The sequence below is a fragment of the Bacillus sp. SA1-12 genome (assembly GCF_000981385.1).
In the GTDB taxonomy this organism is placed as follows: domain Bacteria; phylum Bacillota; class Bacilli; order Bacillales; family Bacillaceae; genus Metabacillus.
The window spans coordinates 247,460-273,013 of the sequence record NZ_LATZ01000001.1 but is presented as its reverse complement, the minus strand read 5'-3'; the positions used below and the strand labels follow the sequence as shown (position 1 = coordinate 273,013).

The window sequence follows — 25,554 nt, the reverse complement described above, 5'->3', positions numbered from 1 at the left end:
GAATATGTCTACGATGAATATTATGATTGTTATATTTGTCCGAAGGATCAAATACTTCCTTACCGCACAACGACCAGGGATGGTTACAGACAATACGCATCAAATCCAGCCATTTGTAAGGATTGCACACTCCTTGATTCCTGTACACAAAGTAAGAACAAGAGGAAAATGATTCACCGACATATTTGGGAAGATAACATTGATGAAGTTAATCATTTACGGCATACAGAAATGAATAAAAGCATATACGCTAAACGAAAAGAGACAATAGAACGTGTCTTTGCAGATGCTAAAGAAAAGCATGGTATGCGATGGACCACTTTAAGAGGAATTAAAAAAGTGGCCATGCAGGCGATGCTAACTTTTGCTGCCATGAATCTCAAGAAAATGGCAAACTGGGCATGGAAGTATCCATGCCCAGCCTAAGAAAATAGAGAATAAATGCAAACCCCCTTTCAAATCAAGGATTTGAAAGGGGGTTTGTCTACGGTCTGAAATCCCCTGATCTCAGGGGATTTTTTACTTTAAAGGGGAAGGAAATCCTTTTAAAAAACTTGTTTATTGTTAGGGGATTCACCTATTTTTATCTGTTCAAGCTCAAGTTTCATTTTTTCCGTTTCTAATAAAAAGTTCTCATGCTTAAGTTTTTCTAATTCTATTTCCTCTCTGATCATCTTATGCTTAATCTTGGACTGAGTTTGGAAATGGTTCGTAACAATCGCAATAATGGGTATTGAGAAAATCATGACAACTGCAACTAATCCTGTCAATTTTTACCCTCCTTCTGACTACATAATAGATGCAATTTCTAACACTTCAAAAAAAGGAAAAAATAGTAAATGACAATTTTCATCCTTCGATTGTCCTGCTATAACTTAGTTCTATAATAGCAAAATTTGCTAAAATCAAATACAGTTTTTCGTGCAGATATTTACTGATTGTTGATCCAATATCCGAGAGAATGATCGAATTAACAGGCATCTATAAAATAGTCTTTGAATTAAGCTATACATTCGTCCATTTGCAAAGTATGATAAGGATAAAACGGTGTAGGAGAACGAGGCCTATGAACGAGTTATTAGAACGCATTTTTTCATTATCCGATCTGAATGACATGATCGATCATATAAGCAATGGATTAAAGAAACCGGTGATTCTGGAAAGTGATCATTTTTTTCTGTTAGCTTACAATTCCTATTATGTGGATCACTTTGATAAAGCGAATCAGCAAACAATTTTTTCAAAAAAATGCCCATTAAATATTTTTGAAAGGTTTGTGGAAACAGGAATAATTGATCAATTAAAAACCATTCCGACCCCCTTTCGAATCAATGAAATGAAGGAAATTGGATTAAACCAGCGCGTCGTGGTAAGTGCAAAATATAAAGATATGATTATGGGGTATATTTGGGTTCAAGAAATAGAAGAGAATCTTACAGAAGAAGAAATGGAGTTTTTATATGAAGTCTCCTTTCATGTAGGGAAAACCATTTATAAAAAGAATAAGCTCAAACAGCAGAAGGAAGAAGAAATCGAACGGTTTTTTAGAAAAGCAATTAATCATGGTTTTAGAAATGAGAAGGAGCTTAGATGGGAAGCGTCACAACTGAATATCGTCCTCCCGTCGATTTACAGCATCATGGTGGTAAATGCTGTAAATGCGGAGGAAGAACTTGTTGAAGAATTAAAAGAAACCATCAAATCCTATTTGAATTTAAAGGATAATACAAGTCATGTTCTGATAAATCAATCTAATATTGTTATGATTATCGGCTGCTATTCTCTCAAATATTCTCCAACAGCTGCAGGGTTGCAAATCGTTGAAAATTTGTTAACCAATTTTGATGAGAAGCGTTATTCAAATATATATATTGGGATTGGAAATGAATATCAGGATATTAGTCTGTTATCTTCAAGCTATGAAGAGGCCCTTGAGGTAGTGGAGATTGCCGACCAAATAGGAACTCAGGAAAATGTGCCATATGAATATGAAAAGCTGGGGATTTTTCGCTATCTTGATGTCATTAGAGATAAGAACAAAAGAGGGAATTACCAAAATAAAAGCTTGGTAATTTTACAAAGAAAGGATCAAGAGAGTCAAACAGAGCTGTTAAAAACTCTTGAATATTTCCTAGTAAATAATTGTAAGTTAAAGCCAACTGCAGAGCAAATGTTTATCCATCCTAACACCTTAAATTATCGAATTAGGCAAATAACTGAACTCACCAATATAGACTTTTCGGACTTCAATCAAAAATGTCAGTTATATCTTGATTTGATGCTGCTTAAGGGACAAAGGAGGTAGCTAGATAAAACAGATGAAGGTTCTGTTTTTGAGCCGACATCTGTTCTATCTTTCATGTAAGCAGCTTTACCGCTTCTTTTTTCTCACCATAGGTGAATCAGAATATGTTTTAATCTCTTCACAACATTGTATCAATTTCGTGGTGACATGATCTAAATTACTTAAAACATAGCAATATTCAAGATCGGAAAGATCATCTTTTGATAGTCTTACTAAATGAAGCATCGCCCTGAACATAAGGTTAAGATCTGAGGTATGTATTTCTACAGTATCCCTTGTATATAAAAACGTCTCCTGAGCAACGGAGACTAATTGCATTAACCTTTGTTTTGCTGTCTCATTTTCAAACATTTCAATTTGCAATAAAGGATCTTTCGTCATTTTGGAGACCTTCATTCTTTTTTCTAAAAAATCTGGATCTTCCACATAATTCTTTTTATCTTGTAGCATAAACCAACTCTCCTAAAATCTTTTTGTTGCTATTATTTACATTATTTCGAATATTTATTCTGACGGGGGATAGTCCCCAATTAAGGAGAGGGATAAATTATTATAAAAGTAAGCTTGATGATGAGAAATTACTAATACGTGTTGAAGGGGTAATTTGACTGTAGTTTTGTTTTATTTGAAGCTCATAAAGAAAATAAAGGCAAAAAATGAGCTCCATTTCCTCTAAAGGATGGAGCTCATTTTTTAAATAATGTAAAATTTAAATAGTATAGCTCTCTAAAATACTGCTTTCTTTAGAAGAATAAGGAGGTTCTCCTTTCCATTGGCAATTATTTTAGATAAGCTGTCAATGAAATGAGCAAGACAGCATGTTCAGTTGTAATCGACTTGTCACTTTGTGCAGCCACTTGATTGGTATAAGCTTGGAGTGTTCCTTCCATAGCTTCACGATTCCCTCTTGAAGCCGCTTCTTTAGCGGATAATAATTTCTTTGTAAGAGAATGTGCAATATCATCCTGATTGACAAAGCTTTCGGTTAATCGGCTTAAGCTGTAAAAATCCACCGTGACTGTAAATACAGTTTTTGCTTCAGTGGTATTACCTGCTTTGTCAGTTGCAGTAGCTGAAATTTCGTTTTCACCGATTTTAAAGCTGAAGGCTATATCATCTACAACTGGGCATTCAACATTTTTGATTCCTGATAAATCATCATCAGCATCACATGAAATCGCGATAAAAGAATCAACAGCATAGATTTCTTTATTGCCTGTAAATTCAATCACTGGCCCGATCGTATCTAGCGTAATTTGCTTTTGTGTAGTTGTGCTAATGTTGCCAGCTTTGTCTTTAAATTGGACAAAAATAGTTTTCTGCCCATCACCTGCTGGTAAAGCAAAATCTTTAGTAGATTCATAGTCTTGCCAGTCAGTCCATATCTCTCCGTCAGAAGAGAAGCGAACTTGTTCTATCCCACTTAGATCATCTTCTGCCGAAAAGGAGAGAGTGACATTTTGTTTATTTGTGTACTCTGCCCCATTATTAATTGTAAAATCTCCGACGGGTGCGGTCGTATCTTCTTCTGCTATCATGATCCAGCTAATCTGAGGATCAGGTGAACCAGGTACTCTTCGTACAGTGAGATCAAGCTTTCCATCGGTAATATTTACGTGTTCATATTCAAGTACATCATAGGAATCAGTAAAGACATAACCGCTCGTTTGGGTTACTCCATTAAGCAAGATATTCGCTTTTCTGCTTCCTCTTGTTGATGTATACCAAGGGTCATAAAGTCCAGTATAAACTGTATAGTTTCCGTTTTTTAGGTCGAATTTATAAGTCAGATCATCTCCAGAGTCCCTTAGCAGGTAGCGTAATGCTGAGAATAAATCTCCTCCTTCACTGCCGGCTGGTCTCGTACGATCACCAACATATCCCCATGTCAAACCTTTTTCAGGTGCATATTGTTGGTCGATGATGTCTTTATTCATAAGTGTTTTTTGCATATACGAAGACCAAAGCTTATAATCGCTTGTTTCTGCTCCTCCTGCATGAACGAAGTATCGAACATTGTCTGGAATAACCAGGATTTTTGTTCGAATTACCTTGTTCGCTAATTCAGGTAAAACCCCTTCAACTGTAACCGTGCCTGGTTTGGAAAATTCTTCTGGTTTAATCGTCCATTTAACAGAAGTTTCCATTTGTTTTCCTTGTGTATTTGTTACATTAATAACATTTGGCAGATTAGGAATTTCATCTATTGCCACTTTTTCAGGGAGTAAGGTATTAATGGTAACCTTTCCCATCCTGTCTAAGAGTTCCAGCTTCCACTCATCATACCATTGCAAAATAATTTCATCATCTTGGCCAAATTCAATTGGCAGCCAAACATATCTGGAATTACCTAAATCATTTTTATTCCATCTGTCACCCATGAAAATGAATTTTCCGTTTTCCGGATCAACAGGTATGACATTCGTGCTTTGTGAATCAAAGGTTGTAGAGGCTTTCTCTCCTACAGCTGGATTGCGGAGGGGCTTCCATTCTCCAAATATATCATCGGCAACTGTATATCGAGCAGGGTTGGGATCCCAACCGGTTGCACCAGATGTTATCATATAGTATTTTCCAGCATATTTAAACATAGCCGGAGCTTCGCGTTGTGCACCAGGAAATACTCGAATATAATCCTCTCCGTAAACAGCTTTATAGGTTTTATCCCGTTCTTCCTTGCCATCCCTATGCCATCCTACAACATCTGTATATTCTTCGTTTAATTTTGAAATATATATAGTCATGTTTTCTTCACTGGAATAGATCAGGTAGGCCGTCCCGTCATCATCCTTAAACAGGTTCATATCACGTGCCATACCTGGCTGATCTGGCTGTCCATTATATTCGGCATCCTCTGGAGCTCTATCCATACGATTGCTTTCTTGATAGACAAACGGTCCGGTAGGAGAGTCACTTAAGGCATAGCCTGCTTCAGCTTTCGCGTACATAGCATTTGATGTTTCAGAAGGGCCATCTGTGTGCATCCACATGACATATTTCTTTGTTTTTTCGTTGTAAATTACTTTAGGTCTTTCAATTACCCTATCTGTACCGATGTCATTTAAGATATCAGCTTTATCAGTTCGTCCTTCATAAAGCTTTGAAATGAACGGATCGGTTTCAAATTGTTCCATTGATTCAATAGCTGTTAGTGCAAGTCCTTCGTCCGTCCAGTTATAAAGATCTGGCGATGAATAAACTCTTACACCTCTTGCTGGAAGATAACCATTTGTTTTATCTTCTCCATACCAATAATATTTTTTTGTCTTCTCATCGTACATAATCCCGCCGCCATGTGCTTGAATGATGGCTCCATTCGTATCTTTCCATTCTTGTCCGGGCTTAAAGGATTCATTTGGAATATCTAGTGCAAGTCCGTTAATGGCTTCTTCCAAGTTTTCTAACGCCTCTCTTATTTTTGTCTGGATTTCTTTCGATTCAATATCAAGGTTATTTTCTTGAATCGTAACGACTAAAGCTTCAGCTTCGTCAATAGCATCTGTCAGTCCTTCCAAGCTATACTTTGTATAAGTATCTGTCTTTTCCGCTTCCGTTTTTGCTGCTTCGATTTTCGCTTCCAGATCAGTGAGAGGGATAACAACATATTTTTTTATGATGATGTAGTTAACCAAAGGATCATTATGAACAGTTAGATTAGCTGATGCAGGTCCTTGAATAGAAACATCCAGTTCACCGTCAGTTACCTGCACCTGCTGATACGTAACCTCTTTTTCAGCTGAGTAACTACCAATATCAAAATCACCATTTGATAGATTGATTCCTTCACCTAGAATATTAACGCTGCGGCCGCTCCAAGGGTTCTTAAAGCCGAAAGTAAGATCGTACTGTCCCTCGGGTAATTCAAACTTATATTTTATTGCTTTATCGCGGGTTTGAGGACCATTGTAATAGCGTAATGTCCCATATTTAGTTCCTGAATCATTAACACTTGTGCTTGTTGTTGAGGTGACTAAGCCCCATTTTTTTCCTGTTATTGGATCAGTACCATAGATTTGCTCTGTTTTACTAGAAAAGATCCCCATTTTATCTGTTCCTTCAACAGTGTCATGGGTGGGGTCACCCGCATTTACAAAATAAAGAATGTAGTCATTTTCTTTAACTTCTTCTGAAAATGTTGTTAGATCTCCGCTAGTTGTTTCTGTTGCAAAAGATGGTGTAATGATGAAAGAAGCTGCGGCCATTAAGATGACCAGCATGAGTGAAACTAGTTTTTTTGTCATAGGCAAGGTCATTCCTCCTAAATAAATAATGAAGTTGTGAAAGAATTAGGAAGCATTTCTTGATGCAGGGAATTTCGTTTTTTACAGTTATGTAGGTCTTGAGGTAAAATGATCTCAATAGAGGGTGGGAGGCAAATTTCAAATTCTGAATATTTTGAAACTGCAACCGGTTTCAATATACTTTGTATTTTTTATTCTGTCAATGAAAAGTTAAAATAAGGATAATGGTTTTCTATTTTTTAATACCTTCGAAAGGCAAAAAAGTCTTCCTTTTGTTTGTAGAATTTAATTCAGTGCCGAAAGAAGGAAAATATGATACAGTTGCTTTGTGTTAGATGACTAGGGAAGCGTCAATTAGTCTTGAATGGCAACAAGTGAAGTTAAAGTCAAAAAAAAATAAAGAAATGAGGAACTAATTTAACGGGGAGATAAAAAGTTCATTCCTAAGACTATAAAAAAACCTACATTTCTTCTACTTGATAAGAAATGGCTTCTTAAATAAAGATAAGTATATATTCATCAATAGGTAGGTACAAAGATATGTGATGACGAATGGTTATGATAATCATTCAAACAGGTAAAATGAGTTTTCAATAATCCTTCTTGAATAAAAAGAATATCATTGGCGATGGAGGAAAATGATGAAAAAAGAAAATATAACAATATATGACATTGCAAAAGAAGCCAATGTATCACCAGCTACAGTTTCGAGAGTCTTAACTGGAAATGCAAAAGTACGCCCACAGACAACGCGGAAAATAGTTGATGTTATTGAAAAATATAATTTTAGACCTAATAGTTTAGCAAGAAGTTTATTCCATAAGCAATCGAAGACGATTGGCTTTATCTTACCAGACATTAATCATCCATTTTTCTCAACATTGGTGCAAAGCAGTGAAGCACATGCATTAAAATTAGGGTATACAACATTTTTGTGCAATACGAGGAACAACTCAGAAAATGAATCTAAATACTTGCAAAGCCTAGTAGAAAAACAGGTTGATGGGATTATCTATCTAGGTGGGAGAATTAATGATACTGACACTGATCAGGAATATGCAGAAGAAATGAAGACAGTGATGGAACGAATTCCAGTTGTTTTTGTTAATGGTCAAATGGCTGGGGTTGATGCCCATATTGTTAGAACTGATGAAGAGACAGGGACAGAAAAACTTGTAGAATTATTAGTAAATTTAAATCATAGAAAGATTGGTTTTCTTGGTGGGAAAGAAGGAATAAGTTCAACAGATTTAAAAAGGAATACATTTGTTAAAGTAATGAAAAAGAAAGGGATAAGTATCAACAAAGATTGGGTTTTTGGAACCGGGTTTAGTATTGAGTCTGGTGAAGAAGTTGCAGGTCAATTGCTTAATCTAAAAGAAAGGCCCACAGCGCTAATCTGTGCCAATGACTTTGTAGCGATTGGGGTAATAAAAGTCCTTACCAAATTTGGCTTAAAGGTCCCAGATGATGTTTCAGTTGTTGGGTTTGATGATATTTATCTTGCACAGCATTTCCCCCCAGGAATTACTACTGTAAGCCAAAATTATGATCAGTTGGGACAAACGGCAATCAATATATTAGTAGATTTAATTAATGAGAAAGATGCAGAGAAAGAGACAGTTGTTCCAACATCACTTGTATTAAGGGATTCTTGTAAAATATATTCGGAATAGTAAAATAATATTGCTTCTTTTTAAAAATCGAGTTAGGATAAAAATGTAAAGGGTTTCATGTCTTGAGGAATATAATTTTATAGTAATTAATTTCACTATAAGGGTCATTTATATTCCTTTTTTTTGTTAAATATGAAACGGGTTTCATTTATAGTGTGTTGAAATAGAAATCGGAGTTTAAATTTATAGAAGAGAGGTATTTTTATGCTCAAACAGCTAAAGAAATATAAGTATTCTCCACCTGAAAATGGATATCCAGAATGGAATAATAACCCTGAGATTTTTCAGTTAAATCGAATGGAAGCTCATGCAACATTGATGCCTTTTAAGACAGTGGAGGAGGCTTTAAAAGGGGACAGAACTTCATCCGAATTTTATTTTTCGTTAAACGGAAACTGGAAATTTGCATTCTATGAGAATCCTGAAATAAGAAATCAAGCTTTTTTTAAGAAGGATTATGATTCTAGTGAGTGGGATGAGATCAAGGTACCTTCACACTGGCAATTACAAGGTTATGATTATCCTCAATATACAAACCTTAGATATCCGTGGGAAGGAAGAGAAGATATAAAGCCGCCTTTTGCACCAATAAACTATAATCCTGTTGGACAGTATATTCGGGAATTTACGGTTCCAGAGGATTGGAGCGGCCAACCGGTTTATATCAGCTTTCAAGGTGTAGAATCAGCCTTTTATGTGTGGGTGAATGGAGAATTTGTCGGATATAGTGAAGATACCTTTACACCAGCAGAGTTTGATTTAACACCTTACTTAATAAACGGAGAAAATAAGGTAGCTGTAGAAGTCTATCGTTGGTGTGATGCGAGTTGGTTAGAGGACCAGGATTTTTGGAGAATGAGTGGGATTTTTCGAGATGTTTATTTGTATTCGACACCTGAAGTTCATATAAATGATTTCTTTGTAACCACGGAATTGGATCATGAATATAAGGATGCAGAATTGAATATTGAAGCAAAAATCAAAAATGTCTTTGAGCAGGAAGTTAATGGTTATTCTGTTGAAGCAATGCTCTATGACCAAGAGAATAATCCTGTTTTAGAGGACTCACTTCAAATAAGAGTGGACATGATGAATCAATCTTTTATTTCGATTAATGCTTCAACTCATTTAAAAAATCCAATTAAATGGAGTGCAGAAACACCATATCTATATACACTTGTTTTCATCTTAAAAAATGAAAGCGGAATCATTCTAGAAACAGAAAGCTGTAAGGTTGGAATCCGAACATTTGAAATAAAAGACGGTCTAATGAAAATCAATGGTAAACGAATTGTCTTCAAAGGTGTAAACCGACATGAGTTTGCAGCGGATAAAGGAAGAGCAATTGGTTATGATGATATGATCAATGATATTAAACTTATGAAACAACATAATATTAATGCCGTCCGTACATCTCATTATCCGAATCACCCGTTGTGGTACGAATTATGTGATGAATATGGTTTATATGTGATTGATGAAACAAATCTTGAAACCCATGGGACATGGAAGTATGGGCAAAAAGATGAAGGGGATACGGTGCCAGGAAGCAAGCCTGAATGGCGGGAAAATGTCCTTGATAGATGTAATTCAATGTTTCAACGAGATAAAAACCATCCATCGATTATTATTTGGTCACTAGGAAATGAATCATTTGGTGGAGATAATTTTCTCATAATGCACGACTTTTTTAAGAAGAATGACCCTGCGAGAATTGTCCATTATGAAGGAATTTTCCATTTCCGTAAATCAGAAGCTGCTTCAGATATTGAGAGCACTATGTATATAAATCCTGAAGGGGTAAAGAAATATGCTGAAAGTGCTGAGAAAGCAGAAAAACCGAAACCGTACATTTTATGCGAGTATAGCCATGCAATGGGGAACTCATGCGGAAATCTCTTCCAATATACGGATTTATTTGAAAAATATCCTATCCTTCAAGGCGGATTTATTTGGGACTGGAAGGATCAAGCTTTAGAAACAACGACAAAGGATGGTGTGCCTTACTTAGCTTATGGAGGTGACTTTGGAGAAACACCGCATGATGGTAACTTTTCAGGAAATGGTTTGATTTTTGCCGATGGCACGATTTCACCAAAGATTATCGAGGTGAAAAAATGTTATCAGAATGTTCGTTTTACAGCGAATAATATCGCAAAAGGCCATGTTCATTTGGTGAATAACTATCTGTTTACAGACTTGCAAGAGTTTGATTTAGTTTGGCAGCTTGCAAAAAATGGTGTGGTAATCCAAAGGGGAGCTTCAGAGATTGAGGTAGAACCATGCTCTACAAAAACAATAAAATTAGGTTACTCTCTTCCTGAAAGCTGTAAACAGTCAGATGAATACATTTTAACTATTAGCCTGCAGTTAAAAAATAGCACAAGTTGGGCTCAACAAGGCCATGAAGTTGCTTTTGAACAATTTGTCATTCCTGCAGTGAAAGCAACATCAGAAAGTATTCCTGCCACATTACCTAAAATAATTGTTTTAGAAGCTGAAAATGATGTAACAATAAGCGGCTCTAATTTTAATATCGTTTTTAATAAGAAAAATGGAAACTTAGAGTCCTATAGATGGGGTGATGTCCCTTTACTTGTGAATGAGTTAGGCATGAATTTTTGGCGGGCAATGACTGATAATGATCGTGGGAATAAATTGCATGAACGTAGTTCAGTATGGAGAGAAGCGGGAATAAATAAAGTTCTTACATCATTTTTAGTTGAAACGAAAAATAGTTCGACTACTGTCGTTACAACTAATTATAGTTTGCTAACAACAATGTCATCCTGCAAGATAGTTTACACTATAGCGGGTGATGGAGAAATAACAGTAGATTATGAGTTGAAGCCAGGAAACGACCTTCCTGAGATACCAGAGGTTGGAATGATGACAGTATTAGATAGGACGTTTGATACGATCACTTGGTATGGAAAAGGCCCTTATGAAAATTATTGGGATAAAGAGAAAGGCGCAAAAATTGGATTATACAGCGGCAAAGTAAAAGATCAATATGTGCCATACTTAAGACCTCAAGAATGCGGAAATAAAACTGGTGTTAGATGGGCGGTGCTATCCAATCAACAGGGGGTAGGACTAAAGATATCCGGATGCCCTACAGTTGAGATCAATGCCTTACCATATAATCCATTTGAGCTTGAAGAACATGATCACGGTTATAAATTACCACCAAGCAATAAGACAGTAATACGGATTAATGATAAACAGATGGGCGTAGGTGGAGATGATAGCTGGGGACAAAAAACACATCCAGAATTCACGCTATTTGCCAATCGATGCTATTCTTATACGTTTAAACTTAAGGGGATTTATATAAAGGAAATGTAGTGCTTTGTCTGCGTTGACGTTTTTATCAGTAAGGCTTAAAGAATCGTATTTGGTATTTTGATATGAAATTCCGCTTTAAGATGGTTTGTGTTCCCTTGGTTTTTTCTTTTTAGTCCAAGGGAACATAGAATGATAACAAATGGTAAAAAAGCCCTAAAAAATTTCCAGCTAATTACTTAAAACGATATAAAAAATATAATCCAAACAATTTTTAGAAGAATTATAATATTAAAAATTTTTAAAATTAGGCTATTTACTTTTAATACAAGCCGGAATATAATGAAAATATAGAAACCGCTTTCAAGTGAAATTGATCTAAAGGATGTCTGTGGTGTTTTCGAACAAGAAACTGCTTACCCATTAAATGAAACCCGTTTCAATACTCTGATGGAATCATACATAATGAAATAAAGATTCATCTAAATTGAGAGACTTATAAAATTTTTTTTGAAACCCATTTCATTTTCTGATTCTCCGAATAAACAACTTTGCAGTTACTTGAAAGGTATTTTTTGGGTATATCGTTATGAAGGAAGATTAGTTCTAATGGATCAATTTATAGCTTTTTGTTAAATGAATTGCTGCTTTCAGAGTTTGGATCATGATGTTTAGGGGGGATTTATATGAAAACTGTAACTGTACAATCACAGACACCTATTGTTGAAAAACGAACAAAAGAGTCTGCATTAAAAAGAATGTGGAAGAACCGAACGCTTCTTCTCATGTGTTTGCCTGCCATTATTTTCTTTGCTATATTTGCGTATCTGCCAATGCCGGGATTATATCTTGCATTTGTAAACTACGATTATTCACTTGGAATATTTGATAGCGCTTTCGTTGGGCTTGATAATTTTCGCTTTTTGATCATGACCGGAGATTTGTGGAAGTTAACCTTTAATACTATTGCTTATAACTTAGCATTCATTGTTTTAGGTAATTTCTTGCAAATAGCTGTAGCTATCATGCTCAACGAATTGACAAGTAAATGGTTCAAAAAAGTATCACAAACCATTATGTTTTTACCACACTTTATTTCCGCAGTTTTAATTGGACTCTTAGCCTATAACATCCTTAGTTACGATTATGGTGTACTTAACTCATTTTTAAAAATGATTGGGCTGGATCCGGTACAAACTTATTCAAACCCTTCAATTTGGCCTTATATTATTGTCATTACTTTCCTATGGCAATCAACAGGCTATGGATCAATCGTTTATTTTGCTGCGATCATGGGTCTTGATAAATCCATTTTAGAGGCAGCAGAAATCGATGGGGCGAATGCTTTCCAGCGTATTAGATATATCATTATTCCTTGGCTTAAACCGACTTTTATCATTTTACTACTGTTCTCTTTAGGTGGAGTATTAAAAGGAAATTTCGGTTTGTTTTATAACTTAGTTGGCGCTAATAATACAATGCTCTATCCAACCACAGATATTATTGAGACTTACGTATTCCGAACATTGATGACGAATTTTAACTTTTCATTAGGAAGTGCTGTAAGTTTATATCAATCTATTTTTGGATTCCTTATCGTCATTATAGCTAACTGGATTGTGAAAAAGGTTTCGCCAGAAAACTCACTGTTTTAAAGGAGGGATGTATTTATGGAAACTACAGCCAGACGAAATATAGATTTTTCTACCATTATGGTTCGTATTATTGGATATGGTTTTATTGGTCTTTTTGCTCTATGTTGTCTTTTTCCCTTTGTTTTGATCGTTTCATCTTCCTTATCGTCTGAAAAGGCAATTATGGAAAGCGGATTTGCTTTATGGCCGAAAGAATTTTCGACATTTGCATATGAAATTGTTTTTCGAAATCCAAGACTGATCATTGGATCATATGCCGTAACGATGGTAATTACGCTTGTTGGGACTGCAGTAGGTTTGTTTATTATCGCGATGACAGGTTATGCATTGCAACGCTCAGATTTCTTGTATCGTAATAAAATATCCTTTTATATCTACTTTACAACACTTTTTTCAGGCGGACTTGTACCGTTTTATCTTTTAATTACTCAGTATCTGCATCTTAAAGATAATTACCTTGCTGTACTGCTGCCAGGATTGCTGAGTCCATTTCTAATTATTATGATGAAGTCTTTTACAAAGTCGATTCCACATGAGATTACGGAATCTGCGAAGATGGATGGTGCGGGGGATTTCACAATCTTCTTAAGATTAATTCTGCCAATGTCAACTCCAGCCTTGGCGACAATAGGACTTTTCATTGCCCTGGGATATTGGAATGAATGGTATAATGCGATGCTTTTCCTTTCACCTAATATGGAATACAGGCCTTTGCAGTTGTTTCTTTATAACGTTATTACTAGTGCCGATTTCATAAGGAACTCTGCGGCAGCTTCCAACGTAGCTCCACAAGAAATACCATTGGAAACCATGAAAATGGCAACAGCAATTGTGGCAACTGGACCAGTTATCCTATTTTACCCGTTTGTACAACGGTACTTTATTCAAGGGATTACAATTGGTGCAGTTAAGGGGTAATGGAATATGATTAAGGAATCTTCCTTGTTTCATAGAGTGTAAGAAAGAAAAAAGAAAAAAAGGGGAGGAAATGAAATGTTGAAGATGAGAAAGGTCTTGGTCCTATTCATGGTCATGCTGTTAACCTTTAGTTTAGCTGCCTGCAATGGTTCCAGCCAAACAAGCTCAGAAAAATCGGAGCCAAGTACAAAGGTAAACGAAAATGGGGAAATTGATACGTCTGAATTTGTAACCATTACCATGCTGGCGTTGGGAGATAAACCGACAAATGGACAGTTAGAAAAAGTAATGGAACAAGTAAATGCTAAATTAAAAGAAAAAGTTAACGCTCATCTTGAAATAAAATGGATCGAATGGGCGGACTATATGACAAAGTATAATTTAACTCTAGCTTCTGGTGAACCAGTTGATTTAATCATCACAGCTACTGACTGGTTAGATGCATGGGGAAATGCACAAAAGGGTGCATTTAAGGATATTACTGAGCTATTGCCAACATATGCACCTAAAACATGGGAAGAAGTTACTGATGAAAATTGGGAGCAAACAAAATATGACGGCAAAATTGTCATGATTCCTGAGGACTCTTTTACTCAATGGGTTAACCACGGCTTTTTCTATCGCACAGATTGGGCAAAAGAATTTGGAATTACTGAGCCAATTGAAGATTTTGAAACAATGGGAAAATACTTCCAAGGCATTATCGATAATAAACCAGGTGTCATTCCATGGGATACACCAGGAACAAACGTTACGACAGCATGGGGATATACACAATCTTATTCTGATGCAATTGAACTTCCAATCGCTACTGGAGTATTCCCAATTTATTGGGGTAAATCTCATGATGAACCTTATACAGTTATGAGTCCAGTGTTCGAAGATATTTTTGTAGACTATGCTAAGCTTATGAAGGATTGGGCAGATAAAGGCTACTGGCGTTCTGACGTATTGAACTATAAAGGTGACACAAGAGCGTTATTCCAAGCAGGAAAAACTGGTGCTGACCAGCATCATACAGAAACATTCTCAGGCTTACGTGTGCAAATGGACACGAAACAACCAGGATCAGAAATCGATATGTTTGCTTGGTCTGATACACGTGACAACTTAACTTCAATGTCCGTTACTCACGGTGCTACAGCTGTTGGGGCTCATAGTAAAAACCCTGAGCGTGCCCTAATGGTATACGATCTAATTCGAAACGATGAAGAAATTTACAAATTATTCAACTATGGTATTGAAGGCGTACAATATGAAATTGCAGACGGCAAACGTGTTCGTCCTGAAGGTTATGATGAAACAAAAGATTCATTCTCTTCAAACTTCTGGGGTGGACGTGTTGATAAGTTCGAAATCCCGAGTGCTGACAAATGGGAAGGAATTACTGAGATTTACGCAGAGTACGATAAAATTAAGAAGCCGTTCCCATATGGCCGATTTGTTTTTGATAGTACCCCTGTAGAAGCTGAAATTGCTGCTCTTTCACAAGTGACTGCACAAATGGTACCAGCAATTGCTTTTGGTAAGGCAGGAGATCCAGAAAAAGCTGTTGAAGATTTCCGTAAGAGATTAGAAGCAGCAGGATATGAGAAGGTATTAAAAGAAATCCAAAAACAAATGGATAAATATAAAAAGCTTGTAGAAGGCAATTAAGCAGAGATTATATTTTAAGTGAAAAAGGGGCTATCATATATGTTTGATAGCCCTTTATCTATCAATCTTGAGAAATATTATTAGCTGCAATTAAGTAAAGTTATCATTTATAGATAAGGAGTGTAAGCTGATTATGGTAAGTGTGATAACTCAAGAATGGGATCTGTCTGTTAAGAGCAGAAAGTTTAACTTTGATTGGAAATTCCTAAAAGGTGACAACTCTGACGCATTTAAAAGTCGATTTGATGATTCAGATTGGCGAACATTAGACTTGCCGCATGATTGGAGTATTGAAGGTCCATTTAAGAAGGAATATGCAAGCTCAACAGGATATTTGCCAGGTGGTATTGGATGGTATCGAAAGAATTTTATTGTTCCTGATAGCTTAAAGGGAAAGAGAATAATTGTTCAATTCGATGGAATTTATAAAAATAGTGAAGTGTGGATTAATGAACACTTTCTTGGGAAAAGACCTTATGGATACAGCTCATTTCATTATGATTTAACCCCATATATAAACTTCGAAAAACAAGAAAATGTGATTGCTGTGAGAGTAGATCACTCCGATTTTGCTGATTCTCGTTGGTATCCGGGATCTGGTATTTATCGAAATGTATTTATCCATTTGACTGACCGCGTATATATCAAGCCGTATGGAATATTTGTTACAACTCCGAACATTTCAACTTCAGAAGCAGAAATCCATATTCAAACAAGTATGAAAAATGAATATCAAAACGAAGCTACATTTCAAATTGACCATCTAATAAAAGATGCTGCCGGTAAAGAAATAGTTGCTTATTCATCTGTAGAGAAAATTCCAGCAAATGGTGAACAGGACTTTTCGTACTCTCTATTTCTAGAACAGCCAAATCTGTGGTCTCCAGAAAATCCGCATTTATACATTGTGGAAACGAAGGTGATAAAAGATGGGGAAGTGATAGATGCTGAAACGACTCCTCTTGGTGTTCGAACTTTTCATTTCGATGCGGACTCAGGATTCTATCTTAATGGAAAAAATATTAAATTCAAAGGTGTATGTATCCATCATGACGCAGGGTGTCTTGGGGCGGCTGTTCCTGAAAAGGTTTGGCATAGACGTTTGCAGCGATTAAAAGAGGCTGGTGTAAATGCGATCAGAATGAGTCATAATCCTCCAGCACCAGAGTTACTAGATCTGTGTGATTCTTATGGATTTTTAGTCCAAGATGAAGCATTTGATGAGTGGGAACATCCTAAGAACAAGTGGGTAGAGGGGTGGAATATTGGCGAACCATCTTTGGACGGGTATGCTTCCGACTTTACTGAGTGGGCAGAGATAGATTTGAGGGATATGGTTTTAAGAGACCGGAACCATCCATCAATTGTTTTTTGGAGTATCGGCAATGAAATTGATTATCCAAATGACCCTTATTCACATTCTGTACTTGAAGAGAGATACCAACCTGACAGACCTGAAGCTAGGGAAATGGGCGATATTGCGAAAAGGTTGGCAAAGGTTGTAAAGCAATTTGATCCAACAAGGCCTGTAACAGCAGCTCTAGCTAGTGTCATTATGTCGAATGAAACTGAATTTCCTGATGCTCTTGACGTGGTGGGTTATAACTATCAAGAGTTTCGTTATCAAAAAGACCATGAAAAATACCTTAATAGAGTAATTTATGGAAGTGAAAACGGAAGGCATCATGATGCTTGGTTGGCTGTAGATCACAAAAACTTCATATCAGGCCAATTTATTTGGACGGGGATTGACTATTTGGGAGAAGCTCGTGGATGGCCAGTACGGCACGCAACACCTGGAATGCTCGATCTTGCTGGATTTAAAAAACCTTTATACTATTTTAAACAAAGTCAATGGTCCGAGCATCATATGGTCCATATAGGGATAACTTCTTTTAAGGAGGAAAATCCTCATCAAATTAATTGGGACCGTGAAGTTGTATGCGCGTGGAAGGGGAAGGAAGGAGAAACAGTAAGGGTGGCTTGTTGTACAAATTGCCCTGAGGTCGAATTATTGTTAAATGGTGAATCTGTCGGTGTCAAAAAACGTGATAACTTCCCAGGAGGAACTCTTTATTGGGACATTCCATACGCTAAGGGTACGCTAAAGGCAGTAGGTAAAAGAAACGGAACGATTTGTTGTACACATGAATTAAAGACAGCAGGTGAGCCGGCCAAGTTACAGTTATACCCAGATACAAAAACGCTTAAAGCTGACAAACAGGATGTAGCACATGTGGAAGTAAATATCCTTGATGTGGACAATAATCTAGTCTATGTCGCCTATAATCAAGTAGATTGCAAGATTGAAGGACCTGGTGAAGTTATTGGAATGGAATGCAGTAATCCAGCTAGTCATCAGGACTATAAAGCAACCTGCAGAAATGCCTATAACGGAAAATTGTTAATTTATGTAAAAACCACCGATCAACCTGGAACCATTACATTAAAGACAACTTCTGTTGGTTTGGAAGGTTCTTCTGTTGAAATAAAGGTTGAATAAAAGCAACAACTGAACAAACATTTTTCAGGTGCCTTTCTAACCTAATGGGTACCTGAAAGTCTTACATACCATATAAAGTATAATCATATAAACAAGTAGGACTAGATTTGATACTGGGTGATCAAAAGCAAAGTATTCAACTATTACTGAAGAGTAAAGTAAGACTATGAGACAGCGGAGCTGGTGAGATGCTACAGGCATTTAGGATGGGGAGGCTCGGCTTGCCTCAAGGAAAGCAAGCTTCTGGTGTGGAAATAGGTAAATAGCAACAAAGTTTACGAAAATAGCCTTACCTTTTCTAATAGTGTAGAAGGAAAGAAATGAGAAGTTCGTTTTACAAATATATCCATAAGGAGATGTTAAAATGCCATATAATAAAGCGTCGGATATCTCTAACCCTAGAAAGGGACACCGACTTAAAGATATTCCTGCTCATGACCCGTTTGTCTTGTTACATCAAGAAACGAATACCTACTATTTATATACAACTGGAATTCCAGAATTAACAGACTTAGAAAGAAATGGAGTCCTAGTTTATAAAAGCAAGGATTTACTAGAATGGGAGGGACCATATGTCGTTTTCGAAGTTCCTGACGGGACATGGGCACATCCGCAGCATGGCACCTGGGCACCAGAGGTTCACCAATACCATGGAAACTACTATTTATTCGTAACCCTTCATAATAGAGAGAAGATACTTGCAGAACCACCAGAGGTTTGGAAAACCAATCATCTTCGCGGGACAAGCATTGCAGTTTCCGAATCCCCAGAGGGACCTTTTACATTATTAAAAACAGATGGGCCAGTGCCACCTGGAGACTTCATGACGTTGGATGGAACCTTATATGAAGATGAAAACGGAAAGCCTTGGATGGTTTATTGCCATGAGTGGATTCAGGTAATTGATGGTACGTTTGAGGCCATTCCGCTAAAAGATGATTTGACTGCAGCTGATGGGGAACCACTACATCTTTTTAAAGCTTCAGATGCCCCATGGATCAATGCTGAACGAAATCCAAACGTAAAGCCTTCCGTTTATGTATCTGATGGGTGTCAATTATACCGAACAAAAGGTGGTCACCTTGTTATGCTCTGGTCAAGCTATAACAACGAAGGATATGTCCAAACAATAGCCAGATCCATGTCTGGTAAGCTAGAGGGGCCATGGGAACAACTAGATCCTTTAGTTGAAGGCGATAGTGGACACGGTATGCTGTTCAAAACATTTGAAGATGTTTGGATGTTAATTCTTCATCATCCATTCAGTACTCCTGAGTCTAGAGCAAAGATTTATGAAGTAGAGGAAACGGAGGATTGCTTTAAGATAAAAAAACCTCGAGTTGATTTACATGGTTAAAGATAAGGCTTATTTAGTTAAACAAAATGTACTTGAAAAATGGAATCGGTGTCATTAGCGACTAGGCAATAGATAAACAATCGATCAATATTTACTTCGTAAAACCTGATTCATCGTATACCATCTATGGAGGTGGTGTCTATCGCACAAGTAATTGAATAACAATCCCAAGGACTGGAGTTATCATAAATAGACCGTCAGTATTTCCTTAAGTGTGGAAAAAATCTAATCATTAGAGAGATGTATGAAAATTTTTTTAGTAATGGAGGTAGAGCATGTTTGCCAATAAAAAGATAGTTGCTTGGTTATGTAAATTATCGATATTCTTACTCATGTTTACATTCGTCACAACAGATATTAAAGCAAAGGAAAACAATATGTCCACGAAAAAAAATCAAAATACTCAGGAAATAAATATTGATGTAGAAAATAAGTATCAAGAAATTGATGGATTCGGTGCATCTGGTGCTTGGTCCATCGATAAAATAGGTTCTGAATGGTCAGAGGAAAAGAAGAAAAAGGTTGCCGATCTCTTATTTTCAAAGGAAAAGGGAATTGGTTTATCCATGTGGCGTTTTAATATTGGAGCTGGCAGTGAAGAAACAGACAAAGAAATTATTATAGATCCATGGAGAAGAACTGAGAGTTTTAAATCAGGTGAAAAGAATCCCTATGATTGGACCAATCAAGCTGGTCAGCAATGGTTTCTTAAAGCAGCAAAGGAACGGGGTGTTGACGAATTTATTGCTTTTGTCAACAGCCCACCTGTATGGATGACAAAGAATGGACATGCTCAGCCTGATCCGTCTGTAGGCAGCACCAATTTAAAAGAAGATTCTATTGATGATTTCGCTGTATTCTTAGCGGATGTATTAGAGCATTTTGAACAAGAAAAATTACCTTTCCAATATATTAGTCCTATTAATGAACCAACATGGAGCTGGGATTATGCAGGACAAGAAGGTAACCGTTATAACATTGAAGATATAAAAAAAGTTATCTTAGCATTACACAAGGAAATTGAAAAAAGAGGACTTGATACAGAAATTGATGCTGCTGAAGCAGTAGAGTATACCTCATTGCTTGATGATGAAATGTATGCAAAATTTACTGGCGGTAGTAATGTATACAACAGTGGCAATGCCAATGGCAGTTACCCTGGAAAATATCGTGAATACATCAAAGAATTATTAGGGGATTCTGTAATTAATGAGATCATTGGAAATAAGATTAGTGCACATGCGTATTGGTCAGATCATTTCTCAGGTGCAAACCGACTTGTCACTTTAAGAAAATATGTACGCGAAAATTTAAATCAATATGGACAAGATGTTAAACTTTGGATGTCTGAATATTGTATTTTAGGAAGTAACGGACCTGGACGAGATTTGACAATGAAAACAGCACTTGATGTAGCTAGATTAATTCATTTTGATATGGTAGAAACTCAAGCCTCAGCTTGGCAATGGTGGTTAGCTTTGTCAAGATACGATTATAAGGATGGATTAATTTATACAGATTATTCTAATCCTGGTGATGAAGAAACGATCATAGAGTCAAAATTACTCTGGACATTAGGGAACTACAGTCGATTTGTAAGACCTGGAGCTTACCGTGTTGATTTACAAGGGGCAAATGATCAAGAGGAGCTAATGGGATCTGCCTACTATCATGAAGAAGATGATCAATTATCTGTAGTATTTGTTAATTATAGTAACGAAGAAAAATCTGTGAAAGTTAATGTAGACAATCTTCCAGGGAAAAAGCAAGCGATTCAATTTAAACCATATATTACGTCAGAACATGCTGATTTAGAGGAAAAGAATTTAATACCTGCTAAAAAAGCAGTTAAAATTCCTCCAAGATCAGTTGTGACGTTAGTTGCTCAATAACAATAAAAGAATTAGCTGGCAAAACGCGATTTTAGAAGAAAGAATCATAGTATAAAAAAGAGGGGGGAAATCCCCCCTCAAACCACAAAAATTCATGGGAGTTTCAACTAAGATTGTCGTAGCAATAAGATCGGCGAAATCACGGCAAGCTCTGGAAGCTAAATAGGTAAAATAAACGATGAAAATCAAAATGATTGGATATGATAAGAACTTATCATTAATCTTAGGAATCATCTGCAGCAGGGTATCATCCGGATAATAGGATGATAATTTTATATAAACAAACATCCAAATAAAGCCGCAAAGCATGGCCAAAACGATGACCAGCCAAGCGTATTGCTTTGCTCCTCCGCCTAAGCCATAAACTGATGTATTTCCTATTTGAAAGCTAACTATGACATAAAATAACTGGAGAGTGCTTATTTTCTTTATATCCATTAAATCTCCCTGTAAATAGAAAAGTGAATAGTAAGATCTTGAAGCCTAATTTTTCATTATATTAGTATGGGTGACCTTGGAACAGTTATACAGGGGGATGGATAAATAAAAAAAGTGCAAATTCAGAATTGATTTGCACGATGATCAAGCCAGTAAAAAAGCGTATATTTATTTACATAAAATGGGTGGATTAATCAATTAGCCCTAGTGATTTTAAACCATTGTAAATTCCAGAATCTATTACCTTTGTTGTTTTATGTTTGGCATATTGAAAAAGGTCAGGATGTGCATTTCCCATTGCAAAACCCTCACCGACAAAGCTTAACATTTCTTTGTCGTTCATGCCATCTCCAAAAGCGATCGCAGATTCCTTAGGAATATTAAGGAGTTCAAGAATGTGCTGAACAGCGATTCCTTTATTAACATTATCTCTAATCACATCGTAGCAATGGCGGAGCCCATCAACATTTACTTGTGATAAATGAATAGAAGGATCATCCTTTTCATACAAAGCTTGCTCGTTTTCACTTAAATTAATCAATGTAATTCCGAGTATCGAATGGATAACATCTAATGAGTAGGCTTCATTGTTTTTTATATGAAAAGCATGTATAAAATCCTTAACGAGAGAGCTTTCTAAATTTGAGAAAATATTTTTCTCATGAGTGTATAGTACCAGTTCATGGCCATTGTTTTTTGCTATTTCCACAAAACTTTTAACCGTTTCAGTTTTCATTGGTGTTCTAAAAATATCTTCGCCCTTATGAATCGCATAAGCACCATTATAGCCAATAAATGATTCAATTGATAATTCCTCAGCTATATGAGCAATTTCATGCAAAGGTCTTCCAGTAGCAAGAAAAACTTCTACACCTTTTTGCTTTACCTCCGCAACTGCTTTCTTCGTTGATTCTTCAATTGTGTCGTCAGGTCTTAAAATTGTTCCATCAATGTCTAGAAATAAAATTTTGTAGTTTGTCATCTTCTTCTCCAAATGTTCTTTATTTTTAGCACTTTTAAACTTGCCTGCGGATTTCCGCTGCAGGCACTCATCATAAGCAGATGGACTGGGAGATTCCTAAGCGCTCTCCTCTGTCCCGTAGTTCGCGTAACCATTTCAATCAATATAGGTCAGCAAAATGAACGAGCTTTACATTGCTTTATTTTTATGTAAATTTTAACATAGATTAGATTTTAGTGGAAATGTCTTGTTTGTTATTTTCAGATAAGTAGAAATGTTCCATTTTATAATGAAATAAAATCTTGATCAATGAAGGTTTACTGTCCTTTAAGAAGGAATTTGGAAAAAGTTTTTATTTTTGGTTTAATATTTCTTATTCCGGGTATAATAGTACCGAAATGATGATCAAACTTGTTTTGATTGATTTAGGAGGAAATTGTTAATGGCACAAGGAAGAGTAAAATGGTTTAATTCTGAAAAAGGTTTTGGATTTATCGAGGTTGAAGGTGGAGATGATGTATTCGTTCATTTCTCTTCAATTCAAGGAGAAGGTTACAAAAGCTTAGATGAAGGCCAAGAGGTTACATTTGATATTGAGCAAGGTAACAGAGGCCCTCAAGCTGCGAACGTTCAAAAAATATAAAACCGCTAGAAAACCATACATACAGACCCGATTAGGGTCTGTTTTTGTATGGTTTTCTTTTTGTAGAAGGATTGTTTTACTTGGTGGGATAAAAAACTGATTCCACCTAAAAAAAACACAAATTCTCCTAAAGAAAACACATTCAATTAAAGTCGAATCATTCGTAAAATTAGCTTATTGAAAACGCTTTCCATAGGAGGATGCTTATGAAATTGATAAAAAAAACGGGGCTGATGATTGATTCACTCTTTGAAAATATTGCCCTTTTGTCACTGCTTGGATTGGTTATGATTGTGACAACCCAGGTAATGACAAGAAAATTTTTAAACTTTGTTTTTTTCTGGTCTGAAGAGGTCACCTTGCTATTATTGAGTTGGTTTGCCTTCATGGCCATTGCAATTGGATTTCGTGAAAATATCCATTTGGGGATCGATGCCATTACAAACTTTTTTTCAAAGAGAGTAAATACCCTTCTTGATAAAGTTATTCATGTGAGTATTTTTGCATTTGGGTTATTTCTACTTGTTCAAGGCTGGGATTTTACCATCTTAATGTTACAATCGACTTTGCCTGCAACGAAACTTCCAACTGGTATCCAATATCTCATCATGCCGATTACTGGCGTTATGATTTGTGCTTACTCAATATTACAATTTTTCTCTTTTAATACGAAAAGGCATCATAACATAGAGGAGGGAAATGAACATGCCGACTGATTACATGGCCATTACGATCCTGCTTACTAGCTTTGTAGGATTAGTGCTTCTGCGTTTTCCAATTGCCCTTACACTTATTGCTTCATCGCTATTGACAATTCTTTATTTAGATGTACCTCTTCCTGTTGTAGGACAACAAATGTTTCAAGGGGTTAATTCATTTTCCTTATTGGCTATTCCTTTCTTTATTTTAACTGGTCATATTATGAGTGAAGGGGGACTGGCACTCAGGCTGGTTAACTTTGCAAACCTTTGTGTCGGAAGGGTGCGAGGCGGCCTTGCGATGGTTAATAGTGTAGCATGTATGTTTTTTGGGAACATTTCAGGTTCTGCAGTTGCAGACGCTTCTTCTGTTGGATCTGTCATGATTCCGATGATGAAGAAACAAGGCTATGATGCAGACTATTCTGTTGGTGTTACGATATCATCTGCGATTCAAGGTGTTGTTGTCCCACCCAGCCATAATCTTGTATTATATTCACTTGCTGCAGGAGGCATTTCAATCGCAAGCTTGTTTATGGCCGGTATTGTCCCTGGACTAATTCTATTAGCTTCACTACTTGTAACAGGGTATATCATTGCAAGAAAACGTGGTTATGAAAAAGGAGATCCTGTGCCTAAAGAGCAACGAGCTGGCATCATTTTTCATGGAGTTCTTTCGCTTACACCTGCTTTCATTATTTTAGGCGGCATTATCTCAGGCTGGTTTACAGCAACAGAATCTGGAGCTCTAGCATGCTTGTATTCTTTTATTTTGGCTTTTGTTGTCTATCGTGAAGTGAAAATAACTAGAATTTGGACGATTTTAAAAAGAACTATGCGAACAGTTTCAATGGTATTCTTCCTCATTTCTGCATCAGCAGCATTTGGTTGGATTTTAGCTTATTTGCAGATCCCTGGAATGGTAACGGAACTGTTTCTCACAATTTCAGATAATCCGCTTATCATTCTATTAATCATAAATATCTTACTGCTTTTGCTTGGTGCACCAATGGATATGGCACCGATGATTTTAATCATGACACCAATCCTGCTTCCTGTTGTGACAAGCTTTGGAATGGATCCTATTCATTTTGGGATTATACTCATCCTAAATGCTGGTTTAGGACTTTTAACACCGCCTGTTGGAACCGTTCTATTTGTTGGGTGTGCAATTGGTAAAGTATCAATTCAAAGTGGAACTAAAGCCATGTTGCCATTCTTCTATGCGATGTTAGTTGTGTTGTTAATTATCACATATATTCCAGAGGTTGTAATGTGGCTGCCAAACTTCTTGGCTAAATAAGGATTTGACCATTTAATTAAAAA

The 25,554-nt window shown here is 36.4% G+C and carries 18 protein-coding genes; 13 read left to right on the top strand and 5 right to left on the bottom strand.

Annotated features, from left to right (window positions below; all coding sequences use genetic code 11):
- A partial coding sequence (locus WQ54_RS32360) for a transposase (protein WP_197089515.1) occupies positions 1-426 on the top strand: 426 nt, incomplete at its 5' end.
- Positions 427-545: 119 nt separating this feature from the next.
- Here the strand turns inward: WQ54_RS32360 and WQ54_RS01180 are convergent.
- On the bottom strand, positions 546-770 hold the full coding sequence (locus WQ54_RS01180; protein WP_046510858.1) for a hypothetical protein: 225 nt from the start codon (positions 768-770) through the stop codon (positions 546-548).
- A 296-nt stretch (positions 771-1,066) separates the two neighbouring features.
- Between WQ54_RS01180 and WQ54_RS01175 the strand changes: the two genes are divergently transcribed.
- Positions 1,067-2,305: a CdaR family transcriptional regulator gene (locus WQ54_RS01175; RefSeq protein ID WP_046510854.1), complete on the top strand. Its 1,239-nt coding sequence runs from the start codon at positions 1,067-1,069 to the stop codon at positions 2,303-2,305.
- A gap of 66 nt (positions 2,306-2,371) precedes the next feature.
- Here WQ54_RS01175 and WQ54_RS01170 read toward each other — a convergent pair whose 3' ends face one another.
- Positions 2,372-2,755 (bottom strand): hypothetical protein, encoded by a 384-nt coding sequence (locus WQ54_RS01170; protein ID WP_046510853.1) that lies wholly within the window; start codon positions 2,753-2,755, stop codon positions 2,372-2,374.
- 329 nt (positions 2,756-3,084) lie between these two features.
- A complete protein-coding gene (locus tag WQ54_RS31710) occupies positions 3,085-6,546 on the bottom strand; it encodes a family 43 glycosylhydrolase (RefSeq protein ID WP_197089514.1) in 3,462 nt (1,153 codons plus the stop codon).
- Positions 6,547-7,184: 638 nt separating this feature from the next.
- Here WQ54_RS31710 and WQ54_RS01160 point away from each other — a divergent pair.
- The 8 genes from WQ54_RS01160 (at position 7,185) to WQ54_RS01125 (ending at position 21,488) form a co-directional block, all read left to right on the top strand.
- On the top strand, positions 7,185-8,222 hold the full coding sequence (locus WQ54_RS01160) for a LacI family DNA-binding transcriptional regulator (protein WP_084821782.1): 1,038 nt from the start codon (positions 7,185-7,187) through the stop codon (positions 8,220-8,222).
- Positions 8,223-8,426: 204 nt separating this feature from the next.
- Positions 8,427-11,570 (top strand): glycoside hydrolase family 2 TIM barrel-domain containing protein, encoded by a 3,144-nt coding sequence (locus WQ54_RS01155; protein ID WP_046510845.1) that lies wholly within the window; start codon positions 8,427-8,429, stop codon positions 11,568-11,570.
- Between the two features lie 623 nt (positions 11,571-12,193).
- A complete protein-coding gene (locus WQ54_RS01150) occupies positions 12,194-13,162 on the top strand; it encodes a sugar ABC transporter permease (RefSeq protein ID WP_046510843.1) in 969 nt (322 codons plus the stop codon).
- 15 nt (positions 13,163-13,177) lie between these two features.
- A complete protein-coding gene (locus WQ54_RS01145; protein ID WP_046510840.1) occupies positions 13,178-14,080 on the top strand; it encodes a carbohydrate ABC transporter permease in 903 nt (300 codons plus the stop codon).
- Positions 14,081-14,155: 75 nt separating this feature from the next.
- On the top strand, positions 14,156-15,736 hold the full coding sequence (locus tag WQ54_RS01140; protein WP_046510837.1) for an extracellular solute-binding protein: 1,581 nt from the start codon (positions 14,156-14,158) through the stop codon (positions 15,734-15,736).
- A 133-nt stretch (positions 15,737-15,869) separates the two neighbouring features.
- On the top strand, positions 15,870-18,239 hold the full coding sequence (locus WQ54_RS01135) for a glycoside hydrolase family 2 TIM barrel-domain containing protein (RefSeq protein WP_046510835.1): 2,370 nt from the start codon (positions 15,870-15,872) through the stop codon (positions 18,237-18,239).
- A 364-nt stretch (positions 18,240-18,603) separates the two neighbouring features.
- Entirely contained in the window at positions 18,604-19,596 is a 993-nt protein-coding gene (locus WQ54_RS01130) for a glycoside hydrolase family 43 protein (protein WP_046510832.1), read from the top strand.
- A 275-nt stretch (positions 19,597-19,871) separates the two neighbouring features.
- Positions 19,872-21,488: a glycoside hydrolase gene (locus WQ54_RS01125; RefSeq protein ID WP_046510829.1), complete on the top strand. Its 1,617-nt coding sequence runs from the start codon at positions 19,872-19,874 to the stop codon at positions 21,486-21,488.
- Here the strand turns inward: WQ54_RS01125 and WQ54_RS01120 are convergent.
- Positions 21,474-21,926 (bottom strand): GerAB/ArcD/ProY family transporter, encoded by a 453-nt coding sequence (locus WQ54_RS01120; protein ID WP_046510826.1) that lies wholly within the window; start codon positions 21,924-21,926, stop codon positions 21,474-21,476. The two genes, WQ54_RS01125 and WQ54_RS01120, sit on opposite strands and share 15 nt — an antisense overlap.
- A 190-nt stretch (positions 21,927-22,116) precedes the next feature.
- Positions 22,117-22,908, bottom strand: a complete 792-nt coding sequence (locus WQ54_RS01115; protein ID WP_046510823.1) for an HAD family hydrolase — start codon at positions 22,906-22,908, stop codon at positions 22,117-22,119.
- Positions 22,909-23,329: 421 nt separating this feature from the next.
- Here WQ54_RS01115 and WQ54_RS01110 point away from each other — a divergent pair, with 421 nt between their 5' ends.
- The 3 genes from WQ54_RS01110 (at position 23,330) to WQ54_RS01100 (ending at position 25,531) form a co-directional block, all read left to right on the top strand.
- On the top strand, positions 23,330-23,530 hold the full coding sequence (locus WQ54_RS01110; RefSeq protein WP_046510818.1) for a cold-shock protein: 201 nt from the start codon (positions 23,330-23,332) through the stop codon (positions 23,528-23,530).
- A gap of 206 nt (positions 23,531-23,736) precedes the next feature.
- Positions 23,737-24,246, top strand: a complete 510-nt coding sequence (locus WQ54_RS01105; protein WP_046510816.1) for a TRAP transporter small permease — start codon at positions 23,737-23,739, stop codon at positions 24,244-24,246.
- A complete protein-coding gene (locus WQ54_RS01100) occupies positions 24,236-25,531 on the top strand; it encodes a TRAP transporter large permease (protein ID WP_046510811.1) in 1,296 nt (431 codons plus the stop codon). Before WQ54_RS01105 ends, WQ54_RS01100 begins: the two co-directional genes overlap by 11 nt.
- Positions 25,532-25,554 lie beyond the last annotated feature (23 nt).